We start from the raw sequence: 15,742 nt of genomic DNA, 5'->3' as shown, positions 1-15,742 counted from the left end.
CGGCTCCCATGGCCCCACCTCCGAGATCGCCAGGGGTGGCGGTCGCCCTCACAGGCGGCCGAGGATCGCAACATTTCCGGGCACCGCGCGGTGCTGGTGCGCAGCGTGTGGCGGTCGCCCTCATAGGCGGCCGAGGATCGCAACCCGACCGGGCCGGGTCAGATCTGCGGGAACGTGGTGTGGCGGTCGTCCTCACGGGCGGCCGAGGATCGCAACATCTGCCGTCGGGTCATGTTTCCGCCGCTGAACACGTGGCGGTCAACCTTACGGGTGACCGTGGATCGCAACCACTTCGATGAAATGGACAACGCGCACCCTTCGATGCGTGGCGGTCGCTCTCACGGGTGATCGAGGATCGCAACGTCGGCGACTCGTTCGACTGCTCTGGGTTTGTGGCCGTGGCGGTCGCCTGACCGGTGACCGAGGATCGCAACGGCCATTCTCGTTGGTTCGCTGGGCGCGTGCCCACAGTGGCGGTCGGCCTCACGGGTGCCTGAGGATCGCAACCCGATGACCGCGGCCGCGATGTTCGGTGTCATCCCCGTGGCGCTCGCCCTTACCGCCTCGAGGCTGTTGGCTGCTGTCACTGTGACCGAGCCGGGACGGTGTCAGGGGTGATGGGCCGCCCGGCTTTCTGTCTGGAAAGGTGTCTGCGGGCAGGAATTAGACGAGCCCGGACGGTGATGGCGTCCGGGCTCGGTCTGTCGCGGCTGCGGTTACCGGTCGGCGACTCGGCGTAGGTATTCGCGGATCAGCTCGGCTAGCCGTCGGTCCAGTTCGTCCAGTGCACGCGCGGGCCGACGCGCGCCCAGTGTTGCCGCCGCGCTGTATTCGGTGCCCAGTACCGCCAGCGCACGGTCACGCGGATGACAGGGCGACGGGCACTGGTGGTGGACGCTGAGGGTGCGGATCGCCTCGTCGGGACTGAGGTCACCGGGATCGACCGCGCAATCGGTGCCGGTGATGTTGCTGTCCGGGGCGGCCAGCAGTGTGGGCCGGTGGGCGATCCTGCCCGCGTCGCGGCCACTGCGCCCTGGTAGGTCCTCGGGTCTCATCGGGTCGCTCCCCAGGTTCCGAGCGCGGCCCAGCAGCACCGCCAGCTCGCCTCGCCCGTGCCGGGGCTGGCGGCGTGGCCGGGTGTCCAGTCCTGGGCGACCGTCAGGCCGGGGCCGAGCAATTCCACCCCTGTCAGCATGGTCGTGACGTCGCGGGTTGTGCGGGGCCGCAGTGTGAGGTTGTGGGCGGTGTAGACGGCGGCTGCGCGCCGGGCGACGTCGGTGGCGGTGTCGGTGCAGATGTGGGTCACCGCCACGTACCCACTCGCCAGTGCGGTGACCAACTCGGCGATTAGCTGTCCGGGTGCGTCGAGTTGTTCGAGGACCAGCGACCCGAACACCAGCGCGATCGGTTCGCCGGGGTCGAGCCAGCCTGTCGGGGCGTGCGGGTGGCCGATGGCGGCCAAGATCGCGGCCGGGTCGCTCGGATCGGCCTGCGCGAATCGGGATTCGGTCTCGAGCAGGGCGCGCCCGTACGCAGACACGAGCGCGTCGTGATCGAGGTAAAGGACGTCGGCGGCTGGGTTGATCTCGCGTGCGACGGTGTGCACGTTGCGTTTGCGCGGATATCCGCACCCAATGACCGCGAACTGTGAGACCCCCGCCCGCGCCAGTTCCGCGACCGCGCGCCGCAAGAACATGTGCCCGGCGTGGACGCTGGCCCGGAATCCCGGCGCGCGACGGTCCAACAGCGCGGCGATGTCGCGGTCGCAGGCAAAGTTGTCCTTGCCGGATATCTGGTCGGGGTCGTAGGGGCGGTCGAGGTCGTAGGGCAGCAGAGCATCGAGGACGCGAGCGTGGGTCGGTCCTGACAGCTCGGCGTTGACCGCGCGCTCACGCGCCCGGATTTTGTCCGGGTCACAGGCCGGTTGGGTTGTCTGACCGCATGTGGGGCACGTCACCAGTTCGTCACCACCGACCGCATCCAGTCCAGGAACCCTTCGTAGTCGACCTGGGCCGATACTTGCATCGGGCGTCCGTACGGGTTGCGGTACAGGCGTGCGTCGTGGCCGATGCGGATCCGTTCGCTGGTGAAGGTCACGAACGGATAGCCGAGGGCGGCGGACAGGGGCAGTGGGTCGTGCATCCAGGAGCCGTCCTTGATAGCGAACCAGCGGTGGAAATGCGTGGACAGCCATCGCGCCCACTCCGGGGCGGAATCGGCGTTCAGGGCATCGACCAGCGCCCAGTCCTCGGTCACCCGGATCGCGGGATGGTTGGTGTGCTCGGACATCACCAACCTGGGGCGGGACAGTATCCGCAGGGCGAGGCCGGCTGAACTCATGTCGGTGTGGAAGTTGTGGGACGAGCGTTCGAGGTCGCGGTAGTGGTCGAGCCATCCGCCCATCTGGGTGACGACCACTTGCTCGGCGTACTCCGGTGCGGCGGTGAGCACAGCGGCCAGCTCGGCCATCGGACCGCAGCCCACCCACCGCACCGGGCCGTCAGCTGAGGCGATCATGTCGGTGAGGACATCGATCATCGCGTGGTGACGGTTCTCGCGTTCCTCGGGTGTCGGGCGTATGTAGTCGGGGATCTGTTGGCCGGGATCGGCCAGGAACCGGCGTTTGCCGCCCAGGTCGATGCCTTCGATGACCGGTACCTCGCTGCGGTCCAGCGAGTCCAGCACGCGGCGGGCGAACTGCGCGCGCAGGCCGCCGACCTCATCCGCGGTCACTACCACCAGCTGGCTCGGCGGCACCAGCCGCGCCGCGAGCACCAACGCCACGAAATCGTCCGGGTCATAGGCGATGTCGGTCGACAGCACCACCAGGCCACCGGTCGCGGGTTCGGATTCGGCGGTCCACAAGTCGGTCGAGGGGACATGGTCGGTCATATTCGGTTCTCCTTCATCGGGGTCAAACAGGTTGTGCTGTGGGGGTTGTGGCGACGCCGGTAGCCGGATCGTGACGGTGCGGCAGGGGTCACCGGCCAGCGGGAACCGGATCACGTTCGTCACCGTCCATCCGGTGGGGCGGCGATCAGGTCGACGCGGCGGGGTTCGGGGACTGGAGGCGCGCCGTGGGAGCGGCGGCGAGGCTGGCGGGCGCTGCCGGTCACCAAGTTCGTGACGAGCGCGTCGTAGAGGCGGCCGAGCACCATGAACGTGGGACCGAACGGGATCTGGCCGTGGCCGGGAGGCCATTTGTCGAACAGGGCCGCATACATCGTGATCTGGCCGAGCAGCTCGCCCACGGTGAGCGCGTCGGCATCGTCATCGACCAGCGTGACCAGCTCCGGGCGATTTCCCAGATGCCAGGTCACCTCGTCATCGATGGCACGCGCGAGCGCCACGGCCTTCTCGCGCACGGCTGCCTGATGGTCGGTGAAGCTCCAGTCCTCGACCGTGCGCAGGTCGATCCCCTCGAACTGGATGATCCACACCGTGAGGAACACGCGGGTGGCGTGCTCCAGCGATGATGTCGATTTCTCCACCCCCGTCCCACACCCGCAGTAGCCGATCCATACTCGGCAGCGGATCGGGGCGGTCACGAAGATCAGAATTCGCGGACACGGGGTTGCTCCCTTCATCAAATGGGTGGGCGGTGTCTGCACGGGCGACCTCGAACCGAAGCCGCGTGCAGGTAGGGGGAAGGTGGGAAGCCGAGCGGCGGGCTACACCGAGGTCGGGGTCATCGGTAAGCGGCGGGAACCGGCGAGGAGTTCTTCGACCAGGTCGGTGTAGGCGATGGCGAGGTCATCGACCACTTCCGCTGATTCGCAGAACACCTCTTCGGAAGCGCCCGCCAGCGCGGTATAGGTGTGGGCGGTCAACTGGGCGATGCGGTCGATGACCTGGCCCATCGTCTCGGTGTGTACCTGTGCGCCCGAGACCGGTTGCGGGATCAGCACCTGCACCCAGGTGTCGATGGTGTCCATCAACCGGGCGCGGTGAGTGTCGATCACCGCCAGCGCTTCCCACGCTGTCTGTTCACGCCGCTGATGCAGCACGGCCAGTTCGGCAGCCGCGCTCAGTACCGGGTCGTCGGCGGGCAGCGGGAAGCCACGGCAGGCCATGAGCAGTTCATCCTTGCCCGGCAGCACAGGTCTCATCAGCCACCGTCTCCGAGCGCGGGCAACCGCACCGACCGCTGAGTCAGCGCGTCGGCAAGATCGGTGTAGCCATCCACCAGTTCCGCCAGCCGATACCAGGCCGCGTGCACCTGCGGGTCGGATACATCCACAGTCATCAACAGGTGGTAGGCGCGCACCTGGCTGCGAGCGAGGCGGTCGATGACCGCGCCGAGAGTCTCGGTGTGCAACCGCGCCCCCGAATGCGGCACCGGCAGATGCATGGCCGCCCACGTGTCGACGGCGAGCACGAGTTCGTCACTGCCGCAGCGACATCCGCACACTAACCACGCCCGGTAGCCCCGATACAGCCTCCCGAACTCGGCGGCGAACCGTGTCAGCCGGTGGGCGTCGACGTGATGGCCACGGATGGCTGAGAGCAGCGATTCCCCCGAGGGCAGCACCCTCGCATCGTCGTCTGGGGTGAAGACCATCACTCACCTCCGCGTCCGCGACGACGGCGTGGGGCTGAGGAGGTCGCGGGCGCGGCACGCCACGGTGGTGCGCGACGGGATCGAGGTGGCGTTGACCGGCTCCGAGATCCAATGCCAGCCGGTCGGGTGATCGGTCATCGGCAACCAGATCCGTTGCCGAGCGTCGAGGACTCGCACCCCGTGCGCCTCGAGGCTCGCCACGGTCGGCGTCGACATTCCCGCACCCCAGGCCGGGCCGACCAGGAACACCCACTCCCGATCCGGGCGGGCATGGGTCAGGATCGGCACCGAGGCGAACTTGCCCGTGTCGAGCAGTGCCTTCCGCACCCGCCTACCCAGCGGCGCGGGCATCGCCACCGCGCCCAACGTCAGCGACGCGATCAGGAACACTCGATCGAACGCGCACGACACGATGAACCCACGCCTGCGGTAAACCTCGGCGACCTCCCGCGCACTGTGACATCTCTCGAACATCACCGCACCACCGCCCGAGCCTCGAACACATGCCATGCCGCCGCATCCAAGGCGGCATCCAGCTCCGCCAGCTCGAGGGCGGCAGCCTGGTGGCCTCGTGCAGCTCCCGCGCTGAACGCCGCGACCGCCGCAGCCGAGGCGGCGGCCTGCTCGCCGGTCACTGCGCTCGCCCCAATCGCGAGAGAGCCTGCGGGGCATTACCGTGCGCATACGCCTGCTGCCCGGAGCAATCCATCATGGCCACCCCGATGAGTTCGAGCACCGTCAAACCCAGCACAGCCGCGTACCCCCGCAGCGCGTCTAGCTCCCCTGCCACTCGCAGCGCGGCTCGCGCTTGCTCCTGCGACAGCGTCCGACCAGGTAGGAAGCCCACGACCCACAGCGCGGCCATCCGAGCCGGGATCTCCCCGATCGACTCCGTATGTACCGACACAGGCCGGGCATCCCCATCCGTGCCCGCAAGGTGCCTCCCATCCCGCCGACGGCGCAGTAGTCGATTGCCCACAGCGTCGTCGACGATCGTCACTAGCAGGTCGCGCGCCGAATCCAGAGCCGTCGCAACAGATTGCACCCGTTCGCCCGCGACGGCGCCACTCGCCAACACGCTGATCGCCAACCGATGTCGCTCCTGGCAGATCACCAAGTCGCTCGCCGGATCGAGGCTGTCCGTGGCTGTAACTTGCATCGGTCCAGCGAGTGCCGCCAGCAGCATCTCGCTCGACGGCAGCGGCTCGACCGGCGCCCATTCCGGCGTCACTCCGGCCGGATCGCTGCCGCTGATATCGGGCAGGTGGTCGTCCGGGGAGCCGCTACTGGGCAGTGTGGTCATCGTGGCTCACCGCGGCTTCGTCTCGGATGGCACCACCCGGCCGGCTTGAACGAGCGTGTCGAGGGCGGCGGCCTTGTGCGGGCAGCACCTCGCCCGGCAGGCAACGCGGTAGCGCATTACGGTGTGCGCCTGCGAGATCGTGAACGGCACTAGGGGCGCTTGATGCGCCGCCTGTCCGGTCATGGCGATCAGTTGATAGATAGCGAGGGAACTGGTGGGCATCGCGCAGTGCTTCTTTCCGGGTCCAAGGCGGCAAAAGTTCGGGTGGTACCCGGCACCGGGGGCTTTCGCCACCGGCCCGCCACCCTGGCCGCCGGTGCGCCGCGTGAGGGGTTTGCGGCGTCGGCCCGGTACCGGGTACCGCTTTTGACCCTGGCGCACATGCGGTTTCGGCCGTCACCGCGCGGTGATGGGGTAGTGTGGGCATTGCGTAGGTATTTGCCCAGGTCAGGCTCAAAAACATAGGCAAAGGCGATGGTACGAGCGCGACAGTGGACCGGCTTCGAAGCCGCCGCACTCCAAGAAGCCATGCGCAAGTCGATCCGTGAGTTCGCCGCACTGCTAGGTGTCGAGACCACCACGATCACGAACTGGCGCAGCGGGCTGAGCGCAGTCACGCCGCGATCTGGTACCCAAGCCATCCTGGATACGACCTACCAGCAGCGGGCGACACCCGAGGACCGCGACCGCTTCGAGCAGATCGTGGCTGAGGGGGAGGCGGTGTGGCGTGAGCGGCACAATCGTAGTCGCCGTTCGTTCGCCGGACCTGCCGTTCGCGCACCCTATGATGGGGAGGCATGGCCCCCAGAACATCAGGTGGATGATGTGCGTCGCGCTGAGTTTCTTCGCGGTCTGGTAGCCGTATCTGCCACGGCTGTAACCGACGATGTGGTCGCGATGGCCACCCGCTCAATCGACCACGCACCCGCACGCGTGGGTATGGATCACGTCAACCGCGTCCGTGACTGGGCCTTCTTGTTCCGTGCCGCGGACGACGCTGGCATGCACATCGGGGACGGCATGGTCGCGCAGCTCCGGGTGGCAGTGGACTACCTACGGGCGGATATGTCGGAGCCGGTACGCAGCGCCATGCACACGGTGGTGGGGACGTTCTTTCGGGTCGTCGGTTGGGCACAGTACGACCGCGGCGACCACGAGGCAGCCCGCACCAGCTTTCGCGCGGGGTGGCACTGCGCCGAGCAAGCTGACGAGTGGTGGCTGCGCGCGGCAGTCCTGACATGCTTGGCCCGTCAGGATATTTATCTCGGGAATGCCGACAACGCGCTGACGTTGCTTGGGCTGGCATCGGTTCGATCCGACCGGCTGTCGCTGCTGCGCCGCGCCGACATCGCGGCGGTGCAGGCACGAGCATTCGGCAAGCTCGGTAATGCGGTCGAGTGTATGCGGGCTGTCGACCAGGCCGAGCAGTTCTTTGCCGAAGCGCAGGCGCAGGACCATCCGGATACCGACCAGGAAGGCTTCAAGTCCTACTACACCGAGTCGCTGCTTCAGGGGGACACGGCGCAAGGACTGTTTGACCTCGCGTACCACCAAAATGCCGAAGTGCGAGGCGCGACCGCCAGGCTCCGGACAGCGCTCCACTTGTCCGATGAGCATGCCCGGTCACGTCAGCTCAGCCTGATCCGGCTGGCTGCCCTGGAGTTGCGCCACGGGGATGGCGATGAAGGATTGGCGCTTGGAATCCAGGCGGTCGAAAGCGCTGGCGGCACTAGCTCGGCGCGCGTCCTCGATGGCCTGAAGCTGGTGTACCGTGCCGCCAGCGCCGATCATCTGACATCTTCCGCTGGCGCCCAAAACCTTCGGCGCGAAATCGCCGATCTGCTCCACGCCTCATGACCTCAGGCCCTTACCGATAGGAGCTGCCGTGATCATCGCTTTCTCAGTCACGCCGATGGGGACCGGCGAGAGCGTCGGCGAAGGAGTTGCCGAGGCTGTCCGCGTGATTCGAGCGAGCGGACTGCCGAACGAAACGAACGCCCTCTTCACCACGATCGAGGGGGAATGGGACGAAGTCATGGCGGTGATCAAGCAGGCGATTGGCGCGGTCATGGCTGTCGCACCCCGATGCAGCATCGTGCTGAAGGGTGATATTCGGCCGGGCGTCACCGACGCTCTGACCGGCAAGGTGGTATCGGTGGAGCGGCACTTGGCGGCGAAAACCGGATCTCCCGCGTCACCGACGTCACGACCCGCAACAGCTAGGGACCATTCCTGATGCCCCACTGATCCGCACGCCTCGATGCGCCGACCGCGTAGTCAACGCTGCCTGGCTCCGCTAATCCGGAGGAGACACTCGGTGACCGCAGCACTGTTCGTGGGTCTGGCTACCCTCTACATCACGTACGCTGTTCACCACTATCCAGGTGAGGACACCAAAAGTCTAGCGCTAGAAGAGTTCCTGGGTGCTGGGGGGCCAGCCGCGAACGCCGCTGTCGCCTGCGCGATCGTGCAACCGAGCCCCGCGGCCGTCGCGTCCCGGTGCGGATTCCACTTCAGTCACTATGCCGTCGATGAGCGCGGTCCCCTGGGACTGGTATCTCAAGGATCTCTGCGGCCGTGAGACAGAGGCTTGCAGGGGCCATCAATAATGGATCTTCTGAAGGTCACACTCGTCGGTGCTGAAGCCAGCCCAATTGCCTGGGCGGCTGGGACAACGGAGGTTCACTCGTGGTCTGCTTGCCGATTGAACCGGAGAAGCGGAACGTCGAATAGGTCCGGGCGTGGGATGCGTCTCAGGTCGGGGGAGGTCACTTCTATAAGCATCATTTCGGTCAGGAACTGGACTGAGGCCTCGAGGAGATGGCTGGTGTGGCCGGCGGCGCTGAACTCCTTGAGGCCGACTGCAACGTGGATGTGCGGTCGGATGATGTCGTGGTCCGGATCGTAGGCGAGGGTGCCGCCGCCGTACGCCTCGACATTGGCGAGCTGGACCTTGGACCAAACCGGGGCTGCGGGGTTTTCGAGTTTCTCGCAGGTGCCGACGATGGAGACTTCGGAGAATCCGGCGATGAAGGACGGGATGAATCCCTGCTTGACGTTGTTGGAGCGGCAGAAGTCCTGCAGCGCAGGGAAGAAGTCGTCGCCGTGATCGAACACGACCAAAAACGTTCTGCCGATGGCGACTTCGGTGCTACGCATTGTCCGCACCCGCCATCTGTACGGCCCAGGGCCACAAGGCTGGATCGGCGTGGCCGCTGGCTACGGCGAAGGCCGACGCGATGGTGTCGCGGTCGGCTTGGTTGCATATCAGGGTGTGCAGCAGCAGGCGGGCCTTGACCGGGTCGAGGAACCCAGCGGAAATCAGGCCGCGAGCGAGCAGGTCGCGTTCGGAGCCTGAGAATCCGTAGGTCTCGGCCAGCACCGTTCCGCCGCACGTGCGGGACGCGAGAATTACCGGTTTGCGTTCGGCGATCGCGCCGAGGCGCGGAGCAACGTGGGCAGGTACATGTCCGCCTCCCACGGCGGCCACGACGATCCCGTCGACATGGTCGGCGACAGCGTCCAGGACGGTGCCGTCGTCGCCGAGCGCGGTGGACACCAGGGCTACGCGGACATCGTCGGTCGGCGGTGCGGGCAGACAAGTTCGGAAAGATAGGCGGTTAGCCAAGTGCACGCGGCCTTCTGAAACCCAGCCGAGCGGCCCACCGTCCGGCGATTCGAATGCGGCGCAGCGGGTGGTGTGGGTTTTGCGGACGCGGCGTGCGGCGTGGATTTCGTCGGCGAAGACGACCACACAGCCCAGTTTCCGCGCCTGTGGGGACGCGGCTACCTGGACTGCGGCGAGGAGGTTGGCCGGACCGTCAGCTCCAGCCATACTCGGGTTGCGCATCGCGCCGGTCACGACCACGGGCTCAGGCCGATTGTGAAGGAGGTCGAGGAGGTAGCTGGTCTCCTCGATGGTGTCGGTTCCCTGGGTCACGACGACGCCCGCGGCGTTCGGTAGTTCTGCGGCGACGGCCTCGTGGAGCGCGGCGATGTCGGCGAAGCTCAGCGAGGCCCCAGGGATCTGCCGGAACTGCACTACATCTAGTTTCACCCCAGCATCGTTCAGGCCCGGCACGGCGGCGACGAGCTGTTCGGCTGTGAGGCTGGGCGCGACTCCCCCCGAGCCGGTCGGCGTCATGGCGATCGTTCCACCGAGTCCGAACACGACGACTCGGCTGAGGCTTTCAGGGTTCGACACGCCAGCCAGACTATCCGCCCGCTACCGCCGCCATGCCCAGGAAGGCGCAGGCCCGTTCGAGTCCAGCCAGGGACAATAGGCGACTCCTCGGCCGGACCAGTCCAGCTATGCCTGTACCGGCCAGCCCGCGGCATCTGCGGGTGACCCAGTTCCAGTCGATATCGAGGTACTGGGCGAGGCGGTGCAGGCGCTGAAGGGGTTCCGGCGCGTCGATCGCTGAGTGAGCCGTGGCGTGCCCAATGACGTCGGCGAACTGACGGACGGTCGTTCGTTTGTCGGTGATGTCCACCAACCAGACGTCGTCGCTCCGCACCCAGTTGGCGAGTATGGCTGTCGCGCCAGGGTCCAAGACAAATCCGGGCGTGTCATCGAATAGCGGGTCCGGGCACACCACGACGCGAATGCGGAACGATTCCATCAACGCTGCGGCAAGGAGCAGCAGAATCCGCTCCGGCAGCATTGATCCGGATGGATCTGGCGAGACGTGGAAGGCGCGAATCGATGGGGTGCCAGATGCATGGCGCGCGGCTGTCTCTTGGAGATATTCGAGTTTGTGTGCGAACAGCAGCCAGGCACTTGCCTCTTCTCCGGTTCGTTCTGACGTCCAGTACAGCGGTGTCTGGCCGAGCCGGTCGGCATGGTGGAGAATGTGGCGGGCGCAGAAGTCGGAACCGAGCCACATTTGAGCTACCAGGGAAAGGGAGTCGTCCCGGCTGATCGCCGAAGCCGTGGCACCGTCATAGAGATGACGTACAGCAACCGCCGCGTCGAGTTCCGCATCGCTATCGAGCAGGCCCTCATCGAGGTTGCTGACGGCCCACAGCATTCCCAACGTGATCTCGTCGAGCTCGTATGCCCTCGGCAGCACCAGTTCCTGTTGTCGACTGGCCCTGGCGGAGAGCCCGAAGTACCGCGAAGACCCGTTGGTTTCCACGGCGGCGACCACGAGCCCGCTCCGGATGCGGGCATGATCGCGAACCCGCTGCGATCCGCCGTCAAGAAGAATGCGCTCCTGTTTACTGTCGGCAGGCAGAACGAGGGCCGGGATGGATGTACCAGTGAAGCGTTGGCCAGCTGGGGTTTCGATGGCGATCTGGCCCAACGGACGTCGCATCTTTCGCGCCCATGGAATCGCTGCGGCAGCGTATTTGGTGGTGAGCACGACATCTTCTGCCCGAGGCTGCGGGCGGTGCACTGACTCAACCAGAGCGCCCGCCGCGCCGAGGATGTCATCCAGCTGCCGGATCAGGTCATGGCTCGCCGTCCGCTGCCCCTTCTCGATCTTGCCGATCAGGTCGCCGCTGACATGCACGAGTCGGCCCAGGTTAGCGAGAGAATAGCCTCCGGCTTCCCGTCGTCGTCGCAACTCGGCTCCGAACCCGCCGCTCGCGGATAGTCCGTGCAGATGATCCGGCGCCCGCCCCACGACGTCGATTGTCGCAATCGCGACGGCGTGTCCGCTACTCGTTTGTCTCCTTCAAGTGCCTCCGAGGTGTCTACCGAGATCGAACCCCTGGGGCCGGTGCCATGCGGACAAGCGTGTTTGTCCGCACTGACAGCCCCGATTCGGCCAACGTCGGACATGGAAAGTGGCGATCCTGAAAGTCGTTGTGGCGAACCGTCACAACGAGTTGAACAGCGGGGAAGGAGGATCTCCATGGCCAAGGTCAAGCGACCCTGGCGTCGTCCGCAGTGGCGCGCCCGCAACGTCCGGACTCATTGCTGATCCGGTCGGACTGTCGGTGCCCGCCCGAGTCGTCGAAGGCGGGCACCGACCCAGAAAGACAAGCCGTTCCTGCTCGAAGGCGAGGCCGCCATGTCCGCAAAACTCGAAAGCACCAAGATCTCTCTTCACACCCACGCCGTGGCGCGAAAGACAAGCGCTGGCCTGACAATGCTGTTCGACAGAGCCAAGGGCGTGATGTACGAGCTGAACGAATCCGCGTCGGCCATCGTCGGTCTGCTGGCGGAAGGCCCCCAGGAATTCGGCGAAATCGTCGAAGCGCTAACCCTCGAATTCGACGCGGCGCCCGAAGAGATCGCCGCCGACGTCACCGCCTTCATCGCCGACTTCACCGATGCCGGGCTGCTGAAGCGGGGCGACGATGCAGCATGAGGCCGTGCTCGTCAGGCCCGACGACTTCCAGCTTCCCGATCATCCGCTTCCGATCCTGGTCCAGCTGGGTCTGACCTATCGATGCAACCTGAAATGCAGTCACTGCTACGCCCTGTACCGGCGCAACCGGGATGAGTTCACGCTCGCCGAGATCGAGCAGTTAGCACAGCAACTGCACAGCGAGGGCGCGGCAAGCCTGGTGTACTCGCACGGCGAGAACATGATCCGTCGGGATTTCCACGAGGCAGCAGCGGTCTTCCGGGACCTGGATTTCTACCAGACCCTGATGCTCAACGGCTTCTACGTCCGCCAGCCCGAGGACGCGGAGAAGCTCATCCGAGCAGGGATCAGTCGCGCGATGGTGTCGATCGACAGCACTGACCCCGCCGTGCACGATCGGGTCCGCGGCAAGGCCGGGGCGTTCGACGTCGCCGTCCGGGCTCTCCGGATGCTCAAGCAGGAAGGCATGGCAACGGTGGGTTTTTCGACCACCATCGACTCCCACAACTATGAGGATGTCGACCGCATCGTCGACTTCGCCCTAGACATCGGAGTCGACGCGATCAGTTTCATGCAGAACCGGTACAACCTGCACAGCGTCTTCGATCGCACCCTGTGGCCCCGTTACCAGCAAGTGTGTAAGCGGTTGTATCAGTCGATCCTCGATCACCGAGGCGTGCTGGACATCTACACCCACGACCCTTTCATGCTGACGCTGATTGACGACCGGCTGACTGACCAGGCGGCCCGCGAGTTGTTCATCGGATCGAATCTGTGCAATGTGGGGACCAGCATGGTGTCGATCGACCCGGTTGGTAACGTGTCCGGCTGCAACTTCATAGAAGAAGCCATCGGGAACGTTCGCGACGAGCCGTTCGCCGACATCTGGCAAAGGCTGGTCGACCGCTACTCCGACCGCCGGGAACCGCCGTCCGGACCATGCGGCTCCTGCTCGGCGCTCGGGCCGTGCATGGGCGGCTGTAAGGCGTTTCACTACAACGGCAAGTACGACGAGCGTTGCGGTGCACAGCGATTCGTGGACTCCAACCCTCACGGACTCGACACCGCGCAGCAGACCATTTCTGCGACCGCCCCGCAACGGGCTCCGGGGGTCTTCGTGGGCCTGCCTCGGCTACGCTTGGGAGCTGAGTGATGAAGATTCTGTTCGTCAATCCGCACTACACGCACGACCCGCATACGTTGCTGTTGCATCCCCCTCTCGGCTACGCCTACATGGCGCGCTCGCTGCGCAGGGCAGGACACGAAGTGGTGCACGTGGACCTGCCTTTCGAGGGCAACAACGTCGATGCGCTGATTGCAAGGCTCGACGACATCTACCCGGACCTGGTCGGCGTCACCTCCGTCGCTCAGAGCTACTTTCACGCGCTCGAGATCGCGCGAGCCGTTCGCAGCTGGCGGCCGACGACCCCGATTGTGTTCGGTGGCCCGCATGTCTCGTTCATCGGCACCGAATGCCTCTCCCGCCACGACTGCGTCGACTTCGTGCTGCTGTTCGACGCCGAGGACAGCATCGTCGACCTCGCTGACGCTCTTGGTTCCGGCGCCGGCACCTCGACGCTGGCGAAGGTACCCGGCCTGGTCTTCCGAGACGGACCCGGCGTCCGGACGACGGCGCCCGCGCCTCCGGAGATGGATCTCGACCGATACGGACGACCCGACCGCAGCATCTTCGACATGCGCAACTACCTCGACTACGACTACGAGACGGTCGTCATGACCGCCCGAGGATGCCCAAGTCGCTGCACCTTCTGCTCGACGACGATCGCTGGTCGTACGGCCCGGTGGAACAGCCCGACGCACGTCGCGGACGAGATGGAAACCGTCGCCGAGATGGGGTTCTCCTCGATCTTCTTCGGTGACGACACCTTCTCCGGCGACCCGCGCCGAGCAGTTGCGATCTGCGAGGAGATCACGGGGCGTGGCCTGACGATCCCGTGGACCAGCAACATGCGGGCACAGGACGCGCGCCCGCAAGTGCTCGACGCGATGATCGAGGCGGGCGCATATCGGGTGTTCGTCGGATTCGAGTCCGTTCAGGAACAGACACTGCGACTGGTGAAAAAGGGCACCTCGCCTGCGCGGCTGTACAAGACGGCTGCGCGGATCATGGCGGCGGGGCTGGAGCTGCATGCGTCATTCATTGTCGGTGCGCCAGGGGACACCCCCGAAACCCTGGCGGCCACCATGGATTTCATCCGGCTCGTGAATCCCACGGTCGCCACGTTCAACGTCATGGAGCCCCGCCCCGGCACGGACGTGTACGCAAATCCCGGACGGTACGGCATCACGATTCCCGACAAGTACTGGTACGAAACAACCAGTTGGCTCGACATGCCCGTCTGCCACAACGAAGCCATGTCCACCACGGACATTCGCGACTGGGTCAGCCGCTGCTACGACGAGTTCTGCTCTCCCGACTTCCGCGATACCGCCAATCTGCGACGCCTGGAACCGATCCGCAGCCAATGGGACCACGCGGCTGAGCAGGTGCAGAAACACCTTCCGTTCGTCGGGAGACCGGCATGAGCCTCCAAATCGGACTCGTCGGCGCCGGACTCGCGGCGCGCTCGCATGCCCTCGACATCGTGACCGACCCAACCATGAACCTCGCTGGCGTAGCCGCCGCTCGCCACAGTTCGGCGGCCGCAACAGCCGAGGACTTCGGCAGCACCGCGTATCACGATGTCGATTCGATGGTGCACGCTGGCGTGCTCGATGCCGTCGTGGTGGCGGTGCCGCCGCGAGCGGTGTTCGATGTACTCGAGGGGCTTCCCGCCACACTGCCATGCCTGGTCGAGAAGCCTGTCGCCGCGACCTCCAGCGAACTTCCCCGGCTGCGGCGTCTGGCCGGCGAACGACCGTACTGGGTCGCCCCGTTCAACCGACGCTATCAGCCGCACATCCGCGAGAGCGCCGAGCTGGTCGCACAGGGGGCAATCGGGTCACTGTGCCGAATCGAGGCTCGCTGGACGGGACCGTACGCAACGAGGTATGCCCACACAGCACCCACCTACAGGGCGTCCGCCGGCCCCCGGCACGGCGTACTGATCGACAACGGTAGCCACGCACTGGATGTCATTGCCATGTTCCTGCCCGCCGACGTTCCGGCCCCCACCCCCAACACGATCACGGCGGTCTTTGGCCGTAACGAACGCGGCGCGGACGTCGAAGCGGACCTCTGTTTCCGTGCTGGGGCCGTCGAGGTGCGCCTGGTGCTCGCCGACGCGGAGGAGGGGCCTGGCTGCGGAGACTGGCAGATCGCCCTCGAAGCGGACCAAGGTGCCGCCCTCCTGAACGAGAACGGCTGCACTTTCGACGCGCCAGAACCCACCGTGATCGCGCCCGAGCCCATGCTGCGCCCGGTCACTGACCTGCACCGGATCGCAGTAGGTGAGCCGCCGATGGGTTCCCGGCTGAGTGACGTCGAGCAGATCAGCGTGCTCGTGACCGCCGCCTATGACCACGCGGAGCGATCCACCTCCCGTTGGATCCGGCCACGAGGGAAGGCCCTCGGTCGGCTCAACGGCGCCTGCTGAA

The 15,742-nt window shown here is 66.0% G+C and carries 18 protein-coding genes and 1 CRISPR repeat array (1 of these 19 cut by a window edge); of the genes, 6 read left to right on the top strand and 12 right to left on the bottom strand.

Features of this window, described 5'->3' with window-relative positions; genetic code table 11:
* A CRISPR array of direct repeats spans positions 1-507; the repeat unit is 37 nt; it reaches 330 nt to the left of the window's first position.
* Between the two features lie 209 nt (positions 508-716).
* The 9 genes from K8O92_30210 to K8O92_30170 all read right to left on the bottom strand — a co-directional run bounded on the left by K8O92_30210 (position 717) and on the right by K8O92_30170 (position 5,864).
* Positions 717-1,055, bottom strand: coding sequence for a hypothetical protein (locus K8O92_30210; protein UAK31960.1), 339 nt, complete (start codon positions 1,053-1,055; stop codon positions 717-719).
* The gene (locus tag K8O92_30205) at positions 1,052-1,957 is read right to left on the bottom strand and encodes an SAM-dependent methyltransferase (protein UAK31959.1); all 906 of its coding nucleotides are present in this window, start codon (positions 1,955-1,957) and stop codon (positions 1,052-1,054) included. Before K8O92_30205 ends, K8O92_30210 begins: the two co-directional genes overlap by 4 nt.
* Positions 1,954-2,892 (bottom strand): nucleoside hydrolase, encoded by a 939-nt coding sequence (locus tag K8O92_30200; GenBank protein UAK31958.1) that lies wholly within the window; start codon positions 2,890-2,892, stop codon positions 1,954-1,956. The genes K8O92_30205 and K8O92_30200 overlap by 4 nt, the downstream gene beginning before the upstream one ends.
* Positions 2,893-3,011: 119 nt before the next feature.
* The gene (locus tag K8O92_30195; GenBank protein UAK31957.1) at positions 3,012-3,548 is read right to left on the bottom strand and encodes a hypothetical protein; all 537 of its coding nucleotides are present in this window, start codon (positions 3,546-3,548) and stop codon (positions 3,012-3,014) included.
* Between the two features lie 123 nt (positions 3,549-3,671).
* Positions 3,672-4,109 carry a DUF4254 domain-containing protein gene (locus tag K8O92_30190; GenBank protein UAK31956.1) on the bottom strand — a complete coding sequence of 146 codons (438 nt, stop codon included), beginning with the start codon at positions 4,107-4,109 and terminating at the stop codon, positions 3,672-3,674.
* Positions 4,109-4,561, bottom strand: coding sequence for a DUF4254 domain-containing protein (locus K8O92_30185; GenBank protein UAK31955.1), 453 nt, complete (start codon positions 4,559-4,561; stop codon positions 4,109-4,111). The genes K8O92_30190 and K8O92_30185 overlap by 1 nt, the downstream gene beginning before the upstream one ends.
* A 3-nt stretch (positions 4,562-4,564) precedes the next feature.
* On the bottom strand, positions 4,565-5,035 hold the full coding sequence (locus K8O92_30180) for a hypothetical protein (GenBank protein ID UAK31954.1): 471 nt from the start codon (positions 5,033-5,035) through the stop codon (positions 4,565-4,567).
* Complete coding sequence (locus K8O92_30175; GenBank protein UAK31953.1) at positions 5,035-5,196, bottom strand: hypothetical protein; 162 nt, start codon at positions 5,194-5,196, stop codon at positions 5,035-5,037. Before K8O92_30175 ends, K8O92_30180 begins: the two co-directional genes overlap by 1 nt.
* On the bottom strand, positions 5,193-5,864 hold the full coding sequence (locus K8O92_30170) for a hypothetical protein (GenBank protein UAK31952.1): 672 nt from the start codon (positions 5,862-5,864) through the stop codon (positions 5,193-5,195). Before K8O92_30170 ends, K8O92_30175 begins: the two co-directional genes overlap by 4 nt.
* 528 nt (positions 5,865-6,392) lie before the next feature.
* On the opposite strand from K8O92_30170, the gene K8O92_30165 reads away from it, so the two are divergent.
* Both K8O92_30165 and K8O92_30160 read left to right on the top strand, forming a co-directional pair.
* Positions 6,393-7,721: a hypothetical protein gene (locus K8O92_30165; protein UAK31951.1), complete on the top strand. Its 1,329-nt coding sequence runs from the start codon at positions 6,393-6,395 to the stop codon at positions 7,719-7,721.
* Positions 7,722-7,749: 28 nt separating this feature from the next.
* The gene (locus tag K8O92_30160; GenBank protein UAK31950.1) at positions 7,750-8,100 is read left to right on the top strand and encodes a thiamine-binding protein; all 351 of its coding nucleotides are present in this window, start codon (positions 7,750-7,752) and stop codon (positions 8,098-8,100) included.
* A gap of 446 nt (positions 8,101-8,546) precedes the next feature.
* Here the strand turns inward: K8O92_30160 and K8O92_30155 are convergent, their stop codons facing one another.
* The 3 genes from K8O92_30155 to K8O92_30145 are packed head-to-tail and all read right to left on the bottom strand — an operon-like array spanning position 8,547 to position 11,494.
* Positions 8,547-9,023: a DUF296 domain-containing protein gene (locus tag K8O92_30155; protein UAK31949.1), complete on the bottom strand. Its 477-nt coding sequence runs from the start codon at positions 9,021-9,023 to the stop codon at positions 8,547-8,549.
* Positions 9,016-10,068, bottom strand: a complete 1,053-nt coding sequence (locus tag K8O92_30150) for an asparaginase (GenBank protein ID UAK31948.1) — start codon at positions 10,066-10,068, stop codon at positions 9,016-9,018. Before K8O92_30150 ends, K8O92_30155 begins: the two co-directional genes overlap by 8 nt.
* 10 nt (positions 10,069-10,078) lie before the next feature.
* Complete coding sequence (locus tag K8O92_30145) at positions 10,079-11,494, bottom strand: helix-turn-helix domain-containing protein (protein ID UAK31947.1); 1,416 nt, start codon at positions 11,492-11,494, stop codon at positions 10,079-10,081.
* A gap of 390 nt (positions 11,495-11,884) precedes the next feature.
* Here K8O92_30145 and K8O92_30140 point away from each other — a divergent pair, with 390 nt between their 5' ends.
* The 4 genes from K8O92_30140 to K8O92_30125 are packed head-to-tail and all read left to right on the top strand — an operon-like array spanning position 11,885 to position 15,741.
* Positions 11,885-12,184 (top strand): PqqD family protein, encoded by a 300-nt coding sequence (locus K8O92_30140; protein UAK31946.1) that lies wholly within the window; start codon positions 11,885-11,887, stop codon positions 12,182-12,184.
* Positions 12,174-13,337, top strand: coding sequence for a radical SAM protein (locus tag K8O92_30135; GenBank protein UAK31945.1), 1,164 nt, complete (start codon positions 12,174-12,176; stop codon positions 13,335-13,337). Before K8O92_30140 ends, K8O92_30135 begins: the two co-directional genes overlap by 11 nt.
* Positions 13,337-14,731, top strand: a complete 1,395-nt coding sequence (locus K8O92_30130) for a B12-binding domain-containing radical SAM protein (GenBank protein ID UAK31944.1) — start codon at positions 13,337-13,339, stop codon at positions 14,729-14,731. The genes K8O92_30135 and K8O92_30130 overlap by 1 nt, the downstream gene beginning before the upstream one ends.
* Positions 14,728-15,741 (top strand): Gfo/Idh/MocA family oxidoreductase, encoded by a 1,014-nt coding sequence (locus tag K8O92_30125; protein ID UAK31943.1) that lies wholly within the window; start codon positions 14,728-14,730, stop codon positions 15,739-15,741. Before K8O92_30130 ends, K8O92_30125 begins: the two co-directional genes overlap by 4 nt.
* Position 15,742 lies beyond the last annotated feature (1 nt).

The sequence above is a fragment of the Nocardia asteroides genome (genome assembly GCA_019930625.1).
Classification (GTDB): domain Bacteria; phylum Actinomycetota; class Actinomycetes; order Mycobacteriales; family Mycobacteriaceae; genus Nocardia; species Nocardia sputi.
The sequence above is the reverse complement of the archived record's forward strand: the minus strand, read 5'-3'. Positions and strand labels throughout refer to the sequence as shown.

Excerpts from the sequence above, each read along its gene's own strand:
- K8O92_30210 (UAK31960.1), bottom strand. The coding sequence starts at position 1,055 with ATGAGACCCGAGGACCTACCAGGGCGCAGTGGCCGCGACGCGGGCAGG.
- K8O92_30200 (UAK31958.1), bottom strand. The coding sequence starts at position 2,892 with ATGACCGACCATGTCCCCTCGACCGACTTGTGGACCGCCGAATCCGAA.
- K8O92_30190 (UAK31956.1), bottom strand. The coding sequence starts at position 4,109 with ATGAGACCTGTGCTGCCGGGCAAGGATGAACTGCTCATGGCCTGCCGT.
- K8O92_30185 (UAK31955.1), bottom strand. The coding sequence starts at position 4,561 with ATGGTCTTCACCCCAGACGACGATGCGAGGGTGCTGCCCTCGGGGGAA.
- K8O92_30180 (UAK31954.1), bottom strand. The coding sequence starts at position 5,035 with ATGTTCGAGAGATGTCACAGTGCGCGGGAGGTCGCCGAGGTTTACCGC.
- K8O92_30170 (UAK31952.1), bottom strand. The coding sequence starts at position 5,864 with ATGACCACACTGCCCAGTAGCGGCTCCCCGGACGACCACCTGCCCGAT.
- K8O92_30165 (UAK31951.1), top strand. The coding sequence starts at position 6,393 with ATGCGCAAGTCGATCCGTGAGTTCGCCGCACTGCTAGGTGTCGAGACC.
- K8O92_30155 (UAK31949.1), bottom strand. The coding sequence starts at position 9,023 with ATGCGTAGCACCGAAGTCGCCATCGGCAGAACGTTTTTGGTCGTGTTC.
- K8O92_30140 (UAK31946.1), top strand. The coding sequence starts at position 11,885 with ATGTCCGCAAAACTCGAAAGCACCAAGATCTCTCTTCACACCCACGCC.
- K8O92_30135 (UAK31945.1), top strand. The coding sequence starts at position 12,174 with ATGCAGCATGAGGCCGTGCTCGTCAGGCCCGACGACTTCCAGCTTCCC.
- K8O92_30130 (UAK31944.1), top strand. The coding sequence starts at position 13,337 with ATGAAGATTCTGTTCGTCAATCCGCACTACACGCACGACCCGCATACG.
- K8O92_30125 (UAK31943.1), top strand. The coding sequence starts at position 14,728 with ATGAGCCTCCAAATCGGACTCGTCGGCGCCGGACTCGCGGCGCGCTCG.